The organism is Flavobacterium sp. Arc3 (genome assembly GCF_041431375.1).
Classification (GTDB): Bacteria; Bacteroidota; Bacteroidia; order Flavobacteriales; family Flavobacteriaceae; genus Flavobacterium.
The window spans coordinates 26308-42801 of record NZ_JASMRI010000009.1; the positions used below are offsets into that span (position 1 = coordinate 26308).

Here is a 16494-nt window from a genome sequence, read left to right on the forward strand (position 1 = left end):
TTTTATAATCCTAAATGCCATTTGTAATCCTTTTGCCACATCTTATGACGAACGGGTCCCGTATAATGACGAACAGCCATTTCACTTGGTTTATGCAAATAGGAGAAATCAAATTGATCTCCTGTGTCTAAAATAAAAGTTTTAGGTGTTAATGGCATAAATTTATTATCCTTTAGCAAAATATTAATTATAGTCTGTTCACTAAAATATTCATATTTTGATTCTAAAACTTTATAAAACTCAAGAGCGTTTTTATATTTCTCAAACTTTCTTATCACAAACATTAAACCCGCATTTACTTGCAATGATTGTTCTGTGTGAGTAGCTATATATCTGCTATCCAAACAACCCCATCCTACATCTGGCATAAACCATCCATTTTCTGCAGGCATTTCCTTAATCATCATTTCGAACTTATTTGCTTTTTCATAAAATAAAATATCCGAATCAATAAACAAGGTAGGACTATTAATTGGGTGATTCAAATAATAAAACAATCGTTTTCCAAATGCATGATTTAATGCATAATCTAAAATATAGGAATGATACGGTTTTAATTCCTCACAACATAATTCTTCAATTGAAGCCATTCCCCCCCATTTAATACTTTTGATTTCAACATATTCAAAATCGTTTGCTATTTGTTGTTTTTGTGCATCAGTATGTGACCCATCAGAATAAATGGTCCATTTTATTGGAATACCAACATGCTTAATAAATGATAGTATTGACAATAATTGCTCAGGAAAATCATTACAAGAAGAAAAACTTGCCACTTCCATTGCAATAGTCTTTTTTTGATTGACTTGTGCTAATAAATTTCTCAAATCATCTGTTACCTTCTTTGCAAATTTCTCACGATTCCTTTTGCCAATCGCTGTCGCCGTCTTTTTAGTAAGACCACTTTGTCCTGGTATCTTTCTCATGCTTTAAGGTTTTTAATAGAAATCGATTTAATCTTATATTCATTTAATTGTGAGTCTAATTTATTTACTAATGGTTTCCAAAATATTTTTTTTAACCAATCATCAAAAATATAATTAAATGGAATACAAAGTAATATGGCTAGACCTACAAAAAGATAAGATTCTCGAATACCTAGATGGTATAACAATAAATATAATGGTATATGTATCAAATACATTGGATAAGAAATAGTTCCTAAAAAATTAAATATAGTTTTGGTGTTTTTTGATAAACTTATTTTAGAAAACAAGATAATGAAAATGATTAATACTGAAATTAAAAACCAAACAAAAGAATACTTTTCAAATACTGTCTCTTTTAAAAAATTATAATAAATACCACAAGCACCTATTAAAACTAAAGGAATAATTCTCCAAAATTGTTTTCTAACGGCAATTAAAAAACCTAAAATAAATGGCCAAGCATACATTAAATGTTGTACTCCATATAAAGATATTGAATATAAATGTGCATGATAAAAATAAAAAAATAATGAAATCACTACAATCAAATAAAGATAACGCAATCGAATTGCAAAAAATAAAGGAAGTAAAAGGTATAAAAAAACTTCTACACTTAAAGACCAAACAGGTACGTTATACATTATGTTTAAAGAAAAGATACCTTGTAATAGTAAAAAATTTGCAATACTTGTTGCATTTCCCGCTGCTACAAAATGCATGTTATTTACTGGATATGGTGACCCTAAATAGTATTGTAAAAAAACTGTACCTAAAACAGCCATAAAATACAAGGGATAAATTCGTAAAAAGCGACGTTTAAAAAACCCAATTTTATTTTTATCAAATGAATAACCTACAGAAATACCAGAAACCATAAGAAAAACCATCACCGCAGTTTTACCTCCAAAATTACTTAAATTGTTAAATATATCACCCTCATGTGCAAAATTACTTAAATGCCCAATAGAAACCATCACTACCAATGCTAAGCAAAAACGAGTTATAGCCAAAAGTGCCCAAGTACTTTCAGTAAAAGTAGGAACTTTATAAAAAATATTTTTCATGTTTTATAGTTTAATAATTGACAAGCAGGTAAAAGCAAAAAAATAGCATGCGTTTTTTAAACTTTTTTTAATTTTCAATGCATTCAAACTATTCTCAACTCCCTTATTTAAATCATTATGTCTTATTAACCTAGCATATGATAAGTACGCATCAGACAATTGATTAATTCTAATTTTTAATGGAATAGCATCCCAGTCAAAATGTTTTTCATAAATATACAGAGAACCCAATGCCATTTTAGAATCATTATTTGAAGCTGCTGACACATTAGAATGTTTTCTATATAGAGCAGTATGTTGATTTGAAAATTTAAATCTATAATTCATTTTTGCTAATCTGATAAATAAGTCTTTATCTTCTGCATGCTGAAGATTTTGCACCATGCCTCCAACCCTATTCCAAGAATTTGTATCTAACAAAACAGTACAAGGATTGATCCCAATTTGATGGGTAAACAAGGAAACGTTAAAATTGTTCAACATGTCCTCACTGATTTCTTGTTTAAATATAATAGTTTCTACAGTATCTAAAAAAACCAAACAGCCCGCATAAACCAAGTTTAATTGGGGATCTTTGTCCACTTCATTCATCAAAGTTTCTAAATGATTGGGCAACCACACATCATCACTATCGAGCAATGCCAACCACGTTCCAGAGGCATTTGCCACCGCAACATTACGAGAAACACTTACACCTGAGTTTTTCGCATTGGTAATCAATTTTACAGAATTGGAAATACCTTTTGAAAATTCATTTACAATTTCGATGGTATTATCTGTAGAGCAATCATTGACCAAAACAATTTCCCAATTGGTATAGGTTTGTCTTTTAACGGACTCCAGAGTTTCAAGTAAAAATTTACTTGCATTATAGGCGGGAATTATAATACTAATTAGTGGATTTGTCATTGACTACTTATTTAAAATTAATTTATAAAAACTAAAACTATAATTAACAGTTAAAGAAATACACTGGTACAAAATACTATAATACAAAATACCCTGTAGTGTAGACAAATCCCAAATAAAAAAGGCAGCCGTTACCGTACCCAAATTCATGACAATAACCAATATGGGGTTTAAAAAATGCCCTCTGCTTCCAATCAACTGTCCGGTCATAGAAGTGATAAGCCCAATACAATTGGCTAATAAGATTAAAAACAATTCGGTAGACAAACCACTATAAGAAGCCCCCAACACCCATAACATTTGTGTTGGAAAAAGAAAGACAATGAACATTACAAAACCCGTAAATAAAAAGAGTAGTATTTGAAAAACGATAAAAGCTTTTACTATTTTAGATTTATTATCTTCTAATCTTGAAAATCGAGGAACAAATAAGGTAGATAATAAACTGGTAAAAAGCCCAATTAGTATAGAAAATCGGCCCAAGGCTCCTATACTCGCTAATTCGTTGGCATTCCCAAAAACCGATAAAATCCAGATCACAATTTGACCTGAAAAGGCAAAGAAAATAATATTGGGGAGTATTCGAGCAACCACTCGCAAAATTTCTTTCCGAACTACGGGGTCTGGTTTTTGATTAGTATCAACAAACTTCGCATTTATTTTTTTTAATTTATGATTCCCATAAATTCTGGGGATTCCCGAGGCTAACAAAATGACAAAAGTAAAAGGAAAAATAAATACAGTTAATACTGTTAGTACTAATCGTCCAACGTTAACAGTTATTTGATTTTTTTGCAAACTAGCGATGTCCTGATGCAATTTGGGTGTAATTTCTAGTAAAGAATCAGACAAATCCGCATAAAAAGCAGGAATTAAAGAAAGTACAATCAAAACCGCTGTCAACCAACTGGCCTTATTAATAAGTAATAAATAAATTATAATGGGTACAACTACAATTAAAGTGACAACAGCAAACTTTTTTCTAAGGTCCAATCCTGTGGCTAATACCGACCCTAATTTTTGAGGATCCTGCCAAACCTTACCACTCATGGCTAATACTCCGTTTGAGACCCCACCATCGGTCAAAACAATCAAAGTACCCACCATCGTATTGGCTAAGGTATACCATGCATATTCCTGAACAGGCAACATTCGTACAATCAAAATCCCAGTTACAAATCCGATTCCCTTTAGTAGAATTTCTGTACTACCTACTAAAGATACTAACTTTAGAATATTAATACTTTTATCGTAATGCCGGTGTTGCTTTATTTTATTAAAAGACTTCTTCATTCTTTACTATTTGTTGATAACAATAAAACAACATAATCCTGATTTTTATTTATAATACTTTTTTACCCTTTCCCAATCCCCTTAACTTGAAAACCTATAACGGTTAATGCATCCGCATCTAAAATATTACGACCATCAAATACAAAGGCAGGTTTGTACATGTTTTGGTAAATAGTTTCCCAATCGTAAGTTTTAAATTCGTCCCACTCAGTCAATAGAGCTACTGCATGGGCCTGATCCAAAGCTTCCAAAGGCGTTTGGTAAACAAATAGTTGTTTGAGTTTGGCGGCTATTTTTTGCTCGCTTAGCCCATTCAATTCCCATAAATAAGTCATGTCGGCTTTTATTTTGGCCTCAGAAACCTTAGGGTCGTATACGTGTATTTGAGCACCATCTTCAATAAGGTGATCGGCTACATAAATGGCTGCCGACTCCCGGGTATCATTGGTGTCTTTTTTAAAAGCCCATCCCAAAAAAGCAATCTTTTTATCACTAACCGTATTAAACAGCGAACTGATGATATTTTTGGCAAAACGGTATTTCTGATAATCGTTCAGAATAACCACTTGCTCCCAATAATTGGCGACTTCGGGTAGGTTGAAAAAACGACACAAATACACCAAATTCAAAATATCTTTTTGAAAACAAGAACCTCCAAATCCTACTGATGCCTTAAGAAACTTAGGCCCTATACGACTATCGGTTCCAATGGCATTCGCCACCTCATCCACATTAGCTTCCGTGGCTTCACACAAAGCAGAAAGCGCATTGATCGAAGAGATTCGTTGCGCCAAGAAAGCGTTCGCAGTTAATTTTGACAATTCCGAGGACCAAACATTCGTAGTCAAAATCTGTTTCGGCGCTAACCAATGCGCATATACATCCACCAAAGCTTGAATCGCTTCTTTTCCTTTTGGCGTTTGTTTTCCCCCAATCAGTACTCGATCCGCATTTAATAAATCTTCGATCGCAGTTCCTTCAGCTAAAAATTCTGGATTGGATAAAACCTCAAAATGAACGCCATTCCCCGTACTGTCTAAAATAGTCTGTAACGTTTCTGCAGTACGAACGGGTAAAGTCGATTTCTCTACAATAATTTTGTCGTTTTTAGCAATACGCGCGATTTGTCTAGCGCATAATTCCACAAATTTCAAATCAGCAGCCATCCCCTTTCCTTCACCATAAGTTTTGGTTGGGGTATTGACCGCAATAAATATCATATCCGCTGCATCAATTGCAGCATCAACATCGGTAGAGAAAAAAAGATTCCGACCACGTGCTTCCCCTACTACCTCTGCCAATCTAGGTTCGTATACGGGTAAATTATCTAAATTGACATCATTCCATGCGGCAATACGCGCTTCGTTTAAATCGACTACAGTCACTTTAATTTCAGGACATTTTAAGGCGATAACGGACATAGTTGGACCTCCAACATAACCAGCACCCAAACAACATATATTTTTTATTTTCATTTTATAATTTTATAATTGCTAACAATTAAATTTAATTAGTAGTTGCTAAACGCTTTTTTAAGCAATAGGCAAAAGACAAACTACTCGAAATAATTCAAAGTCGTATAACCTCCCTCTTTCAAATACTGGTCTTTTTTCATCAGTTTCAAATCCGATTGCATCATGTCTTTTACTAATGCTGCCAAGTCGTATTGGCATTCCCACCCTAGTTTTGTTTTTGCTTTGGTAGGATCCCCTATCAACAAATCCACTTCCGTAGGACGGAAATATTTAGGGTCAACCGCTAATATTTCTTTACCTATTTCTAGTTGGAATTTTGGGTTGTTACAAGCTTTAACAAATCCTTTTTCATCGATTCCATCGCCTTTAAACTCTAATTCGATTCCAACTTCAGCAAAACTCATACGAACAAATTCTCGAACAGGAGTAGTCGTTCCAGTTGCAATAACCCAATCTTCTGCTTCGTCGGCTTGTAAAATCATCCACATCATGCGAACATAATCTTTAGCATGTCCCCAATCACGTTTAGCATCTAAGTTTCCTAAGTAAAACTTATCTTGTAAACCTAAAGCAATTCGTGAAGTCGCTCTTGTAATTTTACGAGTTACAAAAGTTTCTCCTCGTATAGGGGATTCGTGATTGAACAAAATACCATTGCATGCATACATCCCATAAGCCTCTCTATAATTTACAGTAATCCAAAAAGCATACATCTTAGCTACTGCATAAGGCGAGCGTGGATAAAAAGGAGTAGTTTCAGATTGAGGTACTTCTTGTACTTTACCATACAACTCTGAAGTCGAAGCTTGGTATATTCTAGTTTTCTTTTCTAATCCTAATAAACGTACCGCATCCAGAATTCGTAAGGTTCCTAATCCATCCGCATTTCCAGTATACTCAGGAGTTTCAAATGACACAGCAACGTGACTCATAGCAGCCAAGTTATAAATCTCATCTGGTTGGATTTCCTGAATTAAGCGAGTCAAATTTGTGCTATCTGTCATATCGCCATAATGCAAAATGAAGTTCCTCTTTTCTACATGAGGATCTTGATACAAATGATCAATTCTATCTGTATTGAATAATGAAGAACGTCTTTTTAATCCGTGAACGATATACCCTTTTTTTAATAAAAATTCACTTAAGTACGCTCCGTCTTGTCCTGTTACTCCCGTAATGAACGCTATTTTTTGTAATGGTTTCATGATGTAATTATAAAGCACAAAGGCATTGTGTAGCAAAGTTGCAAAAACTATATATATAGTTCTAGAAATGATATTATGAAAAAATATTAGTAACTAATTTATTTGAAATTTTCAATGTTTTCTAAAAACCAATTGTAGGTTCTCTGAACTCAATCTTCTAGATTAAATTGGTGATTCCAACCGATAGCATACATCTTAGAAATATCCATTAATTTTAGAGGAGCACCGTCAGGTTTGGTATCATCCCAAAGGACAACCCTAGTCTGTCCCACAATCTTTTGAATTGGAAGAGCTAACTCCATTATTTGTTAAATCTAATTCTTTGTTATAAGCACCAATAAGATGGGTATAGCCTTTCGCGGTCAAGATTCTCCAAATGGCTCTTACTAACATGCCATTGTGACCTGCTATATGAATGAGGAAAGCTTTATTTATCAATGAGGAACTAATTTTTTAAAGTAAAGTGGGATCTAACAACTCTAGTTGCGGGTTAATTTGCGTTACCGCTTGCTCATTATTTTAAAAAAAGCTACTAATCCTGCACAAGTTGCACGCGGAATAACATTAACGACAACTGGAAACAGCCTTTTCAATTTTGACAGCGTCCTTCACCTTGTTGAAACGCAATAAAGCAGACTATTCTTAGGCATCAATAAATAATGTTTAAAGTTCTTTCGAATCGGCAGTAAACTACTTTTGACCCATCAGACGACCAAATTGAAACTAACTCTAATCCAATAAAACATGGTAAACGAATAAGTAAAGACAATTTTTTATTTAAAATTTTAATATGGGTACCCCATCAATAGTTACATAATAACTATCCAGTAGAGAAAAATTTTTCAACCCATTATTCTCTTTATTAATGTAAACGATTTAAATAGTATCGTCAAAAAACATCGATCCCTAAATCAGGATTAACCTCCAGTAAATAATGAAAACAGCCACAAATATAATAAAATAAAAAGCACAACTACATTGTATTTAATAATTAAATAGCCTTGAAAAGACCAAATTACTATAAAACACCAATTAAATCGTTTTTTTAAAAATTAAATTTACAGCTGTAATCCCTTGGCGACTTCCTATTCAAGCATCAGCAGTAAAGCACTAAGAGTCAAATCAGAACACCAAATAAAAAAAGTATAGAAAGCCCACTATAATAAAAAGAAACTTATAAACTAAAAACTACGAAATAGCATATAGTATACACAAGACCAAAATTGTAAAAAAAAGAGGCGGAACAATTAACCCAGTTTCAGGTAAATTACTACTCTCCGATGTTAAAAAAAGTACAACAAAAGTCTGAGAGGAAAATAGAGGCCGAAGTCCCTTTATTCAATAATTACACTTTTTTCAGTTACCTGAAAAAGACAGGAACCTAATATTCAATTCGCCCGGGTTATAGTTTACGTATTCTGGTTAAGAAGTCATGCTACCGTAAAAGACAAAGAAATTAATATCATCAAAAATGGCTTAATAGTAACGATACGGCAACAGGGTTTTCAGTAATACAGTACTAAATTGGACAATAAACAAAGTTAAACTCAGGCCCATTTTATGAGCAAAATGGGCCTGTCAAAGACATCACAAAAACACAGTACGCTTTAATAGTAGAATCTTTAGGATATGCGCTAAAAGTAAAACACATTTAAAAATAATTCGGGGATCTCAGCCAATAATAGCTAAATCCCTAAAATTCAACTCCCTATTTGCAGCTTATAAAATAAGAGTTTAAGTGGTGAAAGTAGGTGATGAAAAACAAAGAATTAATACTCCATTTTAAAAATGGCACTCATTTTGACCCCTAAAAATTTGGAGAACTAATCCAATTTTGAGAATTTCAAGTTCACCCCTCCTTTTTCAATTTGCGCATACGTTTTAACGCTCATCTCCATCTGAATCATTTCCTCTACTTTAAAGATTCCGCTTATTTTTTTTAACGGGTTCTTTGGACTCATTAAAAAAAATGGAAAAATCAAATTTAAAGATAAACTCAATAAAAGCCTCTACAAATTTTGGGTATTTCAATCAATTTTGAAGCACTCAAATCAACATCGCATTTTTCTATTTTACCATAACCATTGATACTCATTTTTAATTCAGATGCAACATACTCTCTGGTTAAATTTTTTAATTCTCTTATTTTTATTATATTTTGGTATACATTATATTTCATAAAAATAAACAATATAAAATTCATATTTAAAACCTCCTTCCTAATTACTTAAACTTGTAACAAAAGCTACCACCATAGCACAACAATTTGCTTTAGCGTTACTTAGTTATACACATTCTATTTTTTAAATTCACAATCGATATATTAGATATAAAACCCACTTAATGGCAAGTAAAACCCACAGCGCTCTTTGCATAGTACCATATTATATCAGTACTAAGACTAACCACACGGAAACAGAAAACTGCTTGTGTAGTCTTCCTGAGCGTCTCGAAGGACATTCCCACCCATAGGCGAATACCCTGAACGGCTAAAAGCAACTTTTTTTCATTGCGCTCTTTTTATTTTTTTTCAAAAATATAGTAAATTGCATAAGGTTTAAAATTTTAAAGAACAAATCGGTTCAAAAGGATTTTAAAATCCGATGAAATACATTTTTGACTAATAGCAGTGCGATCCAATAAAAAAAGGAATAGGTTTTCTAAACTAAACGACAAGGAACTCGAGGTATTAGGTGCCCTCAACAGACTAAAAGACCTCAAGAGGAAATCCATTTATGAAACCGAAGAATAAAAGGAGGTACACGAACGCATCCCCGTTGTGAACTCCAATCAGCCACAAAAACAGCTAGAAGCAAAAGCCAAAACCCGCCATTCAACGGCAGTTTCATTGTTAGCGCTAAGCACCCAACGAAACTCTTAGCTCTTGGGTCTAATTATTAAAGCATAAGCCTGAATATTTTTTTTACAAAAAAGGAATATAAAATAACGCACGTATAGTTAGAAGCACTCCTACCCCCCCTTTTAGGCGGCTGGGAGGGGGCAGGGAGGTGTTTTTTCTATGAAATTGTTCTTGTTCTCGATACAACCCCGCCCAAAATAGAAGTCGAAACTGACGAAAAACTATCATCACAAACTAATTAAAGCCAACGGGCTTTTAGAATCCATTACTTATACCAATATAGTTAATCAAATAAAAGCAAACGGAGTTACCAAAACACCTAACCGCTGCAAAGTGAAAATACTTACTGAATCTTATTCGTAAGATGTAGTTTGGCCCAACGAACAGATAGTTTTTAATAGAATTGCCTTTTTGTTTAAAAAAATTATTTAGAAGGATCTGATAAAAACAAAGGTTCCAATTAATTAAGCTTAATCGGAACCCCTGTTTATATTATTATTTATTTTAGAAAAATAAATGGTATTTAAACCTAAATAGTTCTATTTTTTTATTGAGTCACTAAAAGTTGTGGGTAAGGATTAGGAATTGCATCTATAAATACTGTAGGTACATCTATAGCTGTTCTTGATAAAAGTTTACTAAAAGTAGAGTTTGACAACAACTTACTATTTATGTACAGCGTATAAGGAGGAGATCCTACAGCATTACTAATAATCGCTTCTCCAGTTATTGTTGAATTGAATACGTGTACATTTGAAGTATTATAACTGTAAGAGCGCATAAAGTTTATGTTATCTAGAAAATTACAACCTTCTATGTCAGCGTATAAAGATTGAATAGTGGCTATAGCATTTGTGTTATCATAAAAATTACAACTAATTATATTTACATTACCACAATCAAAGGTATAATCTCCTGTGAAACGTGTAAAATCACAATTGGCAAAAATAGTAGATTCCGCAGACATCTTTACTGCCGTTTTTCCTCCATCATATTTACATTCTACCCAAGCATTCATATTGGATGTTCTATTCCCATGTAAATCCATTGATGTATCACAATCTATAAATTGACATTTATAAAAAACGTTTTTATCCATATAGGCACTTCCTAATATTTCTCCATTAGCTTGTTCTATATTAGACTCATTAAATATGCCTTTTGTACAATTTACAAAAGATAAATGCTCCCAAAAGTTATTATCTGTACCGTATATATTTTTAGTATGAATACCATTAACCTGATCTCTAAATACGACATATTTCATACTTTGATAAGCGGTCATTAAATTTGGATTCGTAGTGTACAAACCATCACTACCACCTTGTAAAGTTAAAAAACCTAAATTAATATTTCCGAAATTTCCAACAGTAACGGTCAATAAAGGGAAATCATCCGCCAATCCACAAATAACAGTCTTTCCTGTACCTTTTCCTACAATTCCGCTATGACCATCATTAGGTATATTCAAAGTTGAACTTATATAAAATACACCTTCCGGTAACTCTGCTACTCCATTAGTATTAATTAAATTTTGAATGTAACTTGTACTATCGGGCTTACCAATTCTTTCTTTTCTCCAGTTCACACCCAATGGGTCGGATAAAGCCTCAAAATTAGGTCTTGCCCAAGGTGTATACTTAGTACTTAAAATACTATTACTCAATTTTGAAATGATAGTAGGGTCAGTAATAGTTGAAGATTGCTCTACACCATTATATTCAAAATGCTGAGTATAGACTCTTTCAACTTCATCAGTGTAAAATGAACTTAAGTCTCCTGTAACTTTACCATCACCCCTAACGAAAGCATCATTTGAAAAACCAAAATTTAATTTGTTAGTCCTAGCTGATAACTTTGACGCTGTAGAAGCTCCTCCATCACCTCTCACAGACCAAACTTCACCAGCATCTATACTGGAGTACCCGTAACCACTATCATAATTTATTCCTCCTTGAACAGCTATGATTTTCAATCTATCTACCTTATTAAAATGTAATAATTCTCTTGTAACTCCTCCATAGGTTTCACAGTCTACACCTACAAATGTAGCTGACTCAAGATTGTCAATGTCCATTGTCTCAAAATTAGAACTCAGGAAATTTGAATGTATATTCACATTTCCATAACTAGGTGTTATCCTATTTCCCCTCATTATAAGAATATTAGCATTATAACCCATGTGTTTAATAATTCTATTATTTCTAAAATAACCTGATGCACTACAATCAAAATGTATATTTCCAATTACATCAAGGAAGATGTTATTTTCAAGCATTGCATTAGTAGCTGTTATTAGCGCATACTTTAGGGTCTTAAAAGTGCAATTAGTGATAGGACTTCCTGCCTGAAAATCTATAAATAATACACTATCCTGAGCAGGTTTTAAAGACTCTACATGTACATTAGTACTTCCTGCTGCAATTGTTATACTCGTTATGTTATTTGTAGTAGGGTGTCCGTATAAACTTTGATTACTATGCAGAACTACAGCTACGCCAGCATAATCTCCTTTTTCCAATCGTACAGCCCCATAAGTATCAAGCGCTTGTTGCAAATTAGCTTTTTGTGCTAATGGCAATAAATATGCCTTGAAATATTCAATCTCTTCTGGTTGATTTTTTACTCCTGTATATTCTTTTGTTGTTGTCAATGTTTGACTGTTACTATCTGCCGTTAAATTACCATCGGTATCACTGGCTTTTACAGTTAAACTATAAGTTGTTTCTGGAGTAAGTCCAGTTATGCTATAACTAGTGCTTTTACCAGAGGACTTTACCAGCAAACCAGTTTTGCTGTAAATCATATAATCAACTACAGACGACGCATTGGTCGAGGCTGTCCATGTCAAATATGCACTCGTGCTGGTAACGTTGCTTACGACTAAATTAGTTGGTGCTCCTGGCGGCTTTTTAACCTCCTCAAGAGCATACTGATAATTTTGTGAAAAAACCGCTGTCGAAAAGAGTAAAAAATAGTATGTTAATTTTTTCATTGTCCCGATATTATATAGGCGTTTTGTCCCGTTTTTCTAAGAAAACCAAACCTTACGTTTCCACTTGTGCTAGTAAACTTTGCACTTCCACTTGCATTATAATTTATTGTCACACCTGATGCCGCCTGTATTGTTAATACAGCACCATTATGTGCTTCTAGATTGATAGTATCTCCTATTCCCATAGTTCCAAATGCAGCCGTTAATGTTAAAGTAGCAGCCGTTGTACATTCTATCGTATTATTTACATCCGTACTAGTAATGTTTCTAGAAGAAGTAAATGGAATAATTGCAGCTTTAGAAATAGTGTTTGTAGCGCTACTACCCACTAATCTATCAGCCGTTTTTGCATGTAAAGCATAAGGCACACTCAATAGTTGGGTAATCCCAATAATATTATAATTAAGCCCACCTGCCACGTCTACTTGTGTTTCTATAAAATAAGGTCCTTTTTCCCAAGCTATGCCACTAAAAGTGCCTACAACAATTTTTCCCGTTCCTATTTCAAGAGAAACTAAACCATTATTATTTGTCTTAACCGAATGTGTTTCTTGGTAAACAATAGTTCCCGTTGCCGTACCTTGATGTACAATAATTTTAAGACTTATTTTTGAATTCGTTACCAAGCTATTGTCTTGTCCTCGAATAATTGCTTGATAACTCATTTTTTCTGGTGACTGTGCAAAAGCACTGAGCGTAACAGTCACAAATAATAATATAGTAAGTATAAATTTCATTATTTTAATTTTTTATTATTTTGAATGTTTTTATAATTTCATTATCACCATATACTTGAAGTATATATATAGAGGAACTAAGATAACTTAAATTAATCTGAGTTTCAGTTTGACTGATTGTATTTTGTTTTAAAATCCTACCTTGAATGTCATATAGCTGATAAGATCGCTGTACATATCCCAACTCAAGTCCTTCCATATTTATAGTAATAAAATCTGTTGTGGGATTCGGAAAAATGAATATTTCTATTTTAGGTTCAATACTATTCTCTGCTGTACTCAGAATATTATCCGGTAGGTCATGCTGTACGCCTTGGGCTACATTGTAAACTGATTGTCCAATGTAGGTATAGAATACTTGCCCGATTGAATAAGAAACTGAACCATAGCTACCACTTGCGTCGTCACCAGATGCAATTATGGTTCCCATAACATTCGTTGTGCTTTCTTGAGTATTTTGACTAACACCTTCAAAAGAAAAAAACATCATCATAATTACGATGAGGTTAATAAATTTTAATTTTAGATACTTCAAAGGTTATAGCGCTTTTAATTAATTCTAGTTATTCACCCCGCTAAAATATATAAACAAAAAAATAAAATCGACATAATAGCACTTTTTTCCGATAAAAAGCATAACATATATATTATTAATAGCTATATACTTACAATAATGCTCATTAGTAAAAAAATAGATGTGTCAAGTAAATCCTACAATTAAAAGCATATCGTAAAATATTACTTAGACAAAAAACAACACATTTGAAAAATCAATTGTTAATAAAAAACAGATAATATTAATTACCCAAAATAACGATGATTTATTTAATTTAGTATTATACTAAACACTTCATATTTAATTTTTAATATACCTATGATTATTATTTATATTTCAAAATCATTAGGGCTATAAACAAAACATTAAATAATTATTTCACTGGTTTTAAACCACTTTAAATAAAAAAACAAAGAAAAATAAAATTACCCATTTAGATATTACACCAATTTTTTTAGAAACATTAGGTGACATTTCACATTTACAATCACTTAAAATAATAATAGTTGGAGGAGAAGTATGTTCTTTAAAATTAGCCAAAAGACTGGGGAGCGTTTTTGAATTTTATAACCATTATAATCCAACAGAAAATACGATCACATCAACTACTTTTAAATATTCTGCTGAAATTAAAACCTCAAATTCTCTTTCTATAGGAAAACCAATCAGTAATACAGGTGCTTATCTTTTATCAGACTCTTTACAATTAAAACCTATAGGTGAAATAGGCTAGTTATGCCTTTCAGGAATTTATTGATAATCCTTATGTAGAAAACAGTAAACTATTTCTAACAGGAGATTTTGCAAGATGGCTTCCTAACGGTGATATTGAATATATTGGACGACAAAACGATCAGGTAAAGATTCGTGGTTACCGTATTGAACTAGGCGAGATTGAACAAACTCTTGAAAATATTGATAATATTAAAACTGCATTTGTATTAGGTCATAATGACATGCTTATTGCTTATATATTATTAGAAAATTATGAAGAGGTAGGTAATACTAAAATAAAAGAATGGAAAAACTATTTAGCTAGTTGGTTACCCGAATATTTTATACCGCATAATTTTAATATAGTAAAAGAACTTCCAATTACCCCTAATGCCAAATTAGATCGAAATGCACTCTTAAAAATAAGTAATTCCAAGCCTATTTAAAATGGTATGATTACCAAACCTAGAAATTACAATAAAAAATTAGTAGCTACAATTTGGCAAGAAGCCCTCTCAATCGATTCAATAGATATTACTAGTAACTTTTTTAAAATGGGGGGCCACTCCATCATGGCTGTAAAAATAATGATTAGAATAGAAAAAGAAACAACTAAAAAGATACCTTTATCAGCATTGTTTCAAAATGCAACTGTTGAAAAATTCGCCAAATTACTACATGCAGATATCGAAATTGACTCAGATTGTTTAGTTCCTTTAAAACCAAACGGAAGCAAAGCACCTCTCTTTATTATTCATGGAGCAGGCCTTAATGTACTAAACTTTATTGATTTGAGTAAGCATTTTGACGAAGACCAACCTATTTATGGTCTTCAAGGTACCGCAAAAAAGTATGACGACTGGTATGAATCAATTGAAGCAATGGCTGGACATTATATAGAATCAATAGTAAAAATTTATCCCGAAGGGCCTTATGCTTTGGCTGGATTTTCTTTTGGTGGTGTAGTTGCTTTTGAAATGACCCGTCAATTAAAAGAACAAGGGAGAAAAGTCATATTGACAGCTTTACTCGATACTTATGTTGATACTTCTTATTACTATAAAACATATAGACAAAAGAAACTTGTTCAATACTGTAACCTTACTCGTAGAAGGTTAGATTTTTTAAAAGAAATAGTAACGAGTTGGAAGTCATTAAAGCTGCGTACTAATGGAAAAAAAGAGTATTTGTTAAAAAAATATTTTGGACAAGACAACACAATGACTGAAATGGAAACTTTAGCTCTTGAACAATTTACAGAAGCGAATCATATGGTTAACATAATCGTTGATCGTTATCATCTTAAACCTCAAAACTTTGTCATAGATTTATTTAGATCAAAAGATGACATGGAATATAAGTTAGACCCTCAATATATGGGATGGAAAAAAGCGACATTACAAGATATCATAATCCATAATATTTCTGGAAATCATTTAGATATTGTTGCGCCACCACATGATAAGGTTTTAGCGGGATTACTTCAGGATATTTTAAATAAAAAGCATAAGATTAGTTAATCGTAATTATTACTAATACAAAATTTAAAGAATTAAAATTTAACTAAATAATATTTTTTCAACACGAATAATATAAAAAGTAAGAGTTAATCTATCTACAAATACCTAATTTAAAAAAACCTATAAAAAACAACCGTTTTTAGTAAAATATAAATTTTATACTATTTCGTTCTTAACCAAAATTAAAGTTGACTTATTTTAATTATGCTAAAGTTTTTGATAACTATAAATAATTAA

Annotated in this window: 13 protein-coding genes and 1 pseudogene; 3 read left to right on the plus strand and 11 right to left on the minus strand. The window is 32.3% G+C overall.

Features of this window, described 5'->3' with window-relative positions; translation table 11 throughout:
* Positions 1–2: 2 nt before the first annotated feature.
* The 11 genes from QO200_RS08095 to QO200_RS08145 form a co-directional block, all read right to left on the minus strand.
* On the minus strand, positions 3–926 hold the full coding sequence (locus tag QO200_RS08095; RefSeq protein ID WP_371538556.1) for a hypothetical protein: 924 nt from the start codon (positions 924–926) through the stop codon (positions 3–5).
* Entirely contained in the window at positions 923–1993 is a 1071-nt protein-coding gene (locus QO200_RS08100; protein ID WP_371538557.1) for an acyltransferase family protein, read from the minus strand. Before QO200_RS08100 ends, QO200_RS08095 begins: the two co-directional genes overlap by 4 nt.
* 3 nt (positions 1994–1996) lie before the next feature.
* Entirely contained in the window at positions 1997–2902 is a 906-nt protein-coding gene (locus QO200_RS08105; RefSeq protein ID WP_371538559.1) for a glycosyltransferase family 2 protein, read from the minus strand.
* 3 nt (positions 2903–2905) lie between these two features.
* Entirely contained in the window at positions 2906–4195 is a 1290-nt protein-coding gene (locus tag QO200_RS08110; RefSeq protein WP_371538560.1) for a lipopolysaccharide biosynthesis protein, read from the minus strand.
* Between the two features lie 62 nt (positions 4196–4257).
* A complete protein-coding gene (locus QO200_RS08115) occupies positions 4258–5670 on the minus strand; it encodes a nucleotide sugar dehydrogenase (protein WP_371538561.1) in 1413 nt (470 codons plus the stop codon).
* An 80-nt stretch (positions 5671–5750) separates the two neighbouring features.
* A complete protein-coding gene (gene gmd / locus QO200_RS08120) occupies positions 5751–6875 on the minus strand; it encodes a GDP-mannose 4,6-dehydratase (RefSeq protein WP_371538562.1) in 1125 nt (374 codons plus the stop codon).
* Between the two features lie 149 nt (positions 6876–7024).
* The gene (locus tag QO200_RS08125; RefSeq protein ID WP_371538563.1) at positions 7025–7177 is read right to left on the minus strand and encodes a hypothetical protein; all 153 of its coding nucleotides are present in this window, start codon (positions 7175–7177) and stop codon (positions 7025–7027) included.
* 1521 nt (positions 7178–8698) lie between these two features.
* Positions 8699–8836 carry a hypothetical protein gene (locus tag QO200_RS08130; RefSeq protein WP_371538565.1) on the minus strand — a complete coding sequence of 46 codons (138 nt, stop codon included), beginning with the start codon at positions 8834–8836 and terminating at the stop codon, positions 8699–8701.
* Between the two features lie 1446 nt (positions 8837–10282).
* Positions 10283–12730, minus strand: a complete 2448-nt coding sequence (locus QO200_RS08135) for a fibronectin type III domain-containing protein (RefSeq protein ID WP_371538567.1) — start codon at positions 12728–12730, stop codon at positions 10283–10285.
* The gene (locus QO200_RS08140) at positions 12727–13467 is read right to left on the minus strand and encodes a hypothetical protein (RefSeq protein WP_371538568.1); all 741 of its coding nucleotides are present in this window, start codon (positions 13465–13467) and stop codon (positions 12727–12729) included. Before QO200_RS08140 ends, QO200_RS08135 begins: the two co-directional genes overlap by 4 nt.
* Positions 13468–13471: 4 nt before the next feature.
* Complete coding sequence (locus tag QO200_RS08145) at positions 13472–14002, minus strand: T9SS type A sorting domain-containing protein (protein WP_371538569.1); 531 nt, start codon at positions 14000–14002, stop codon at positions 13472–13474.
* A gap of 442 nt (positions 14003–14444) precedes the next feature.
* On the opposite strand from QO200_RS08145, the pseudogene QO200_RS08150 reads away from it, so the two are divergent.
* The 3 genes and pseudogenes from QO200_RS08150 to QO200_RS08160 all read left to right on the plus strand — a co-directional run.
* A pseudogene (locus QO200_RS08150) lies at positions 14445–14756 on the plus strand (AMP-binding protein); the annotation flags it as partial.
* A gap of 160 nt (positions 14757–14916) precedes the next feature.
* Positions 14917–15183 carry a hypothetical protein gene (locus tag QO200_RS08155; RefSeq protein WP_371538784.1) on the plus strand — a complete coding sequence of 89 codons (267 nt, stop codon included), beginning with the start codon at positions 14917–14919 and terminating at the stop codon, positions 15181–15183.
* Positions 15184–15189: 6 nt separating this feature from the next.
* Positions 15190–16257, plus strand: coding sequence for a thioesterase domain-containing protein (locus tag QO200_RS08160; protein ID WP_371538570.1), 1068 nt, complete (start codon positions 15190–15192; stop codon positions 16255–16257).
* The last annotated feature ends 237 nt before the right edge of the window (positions 16258–16494 follow it).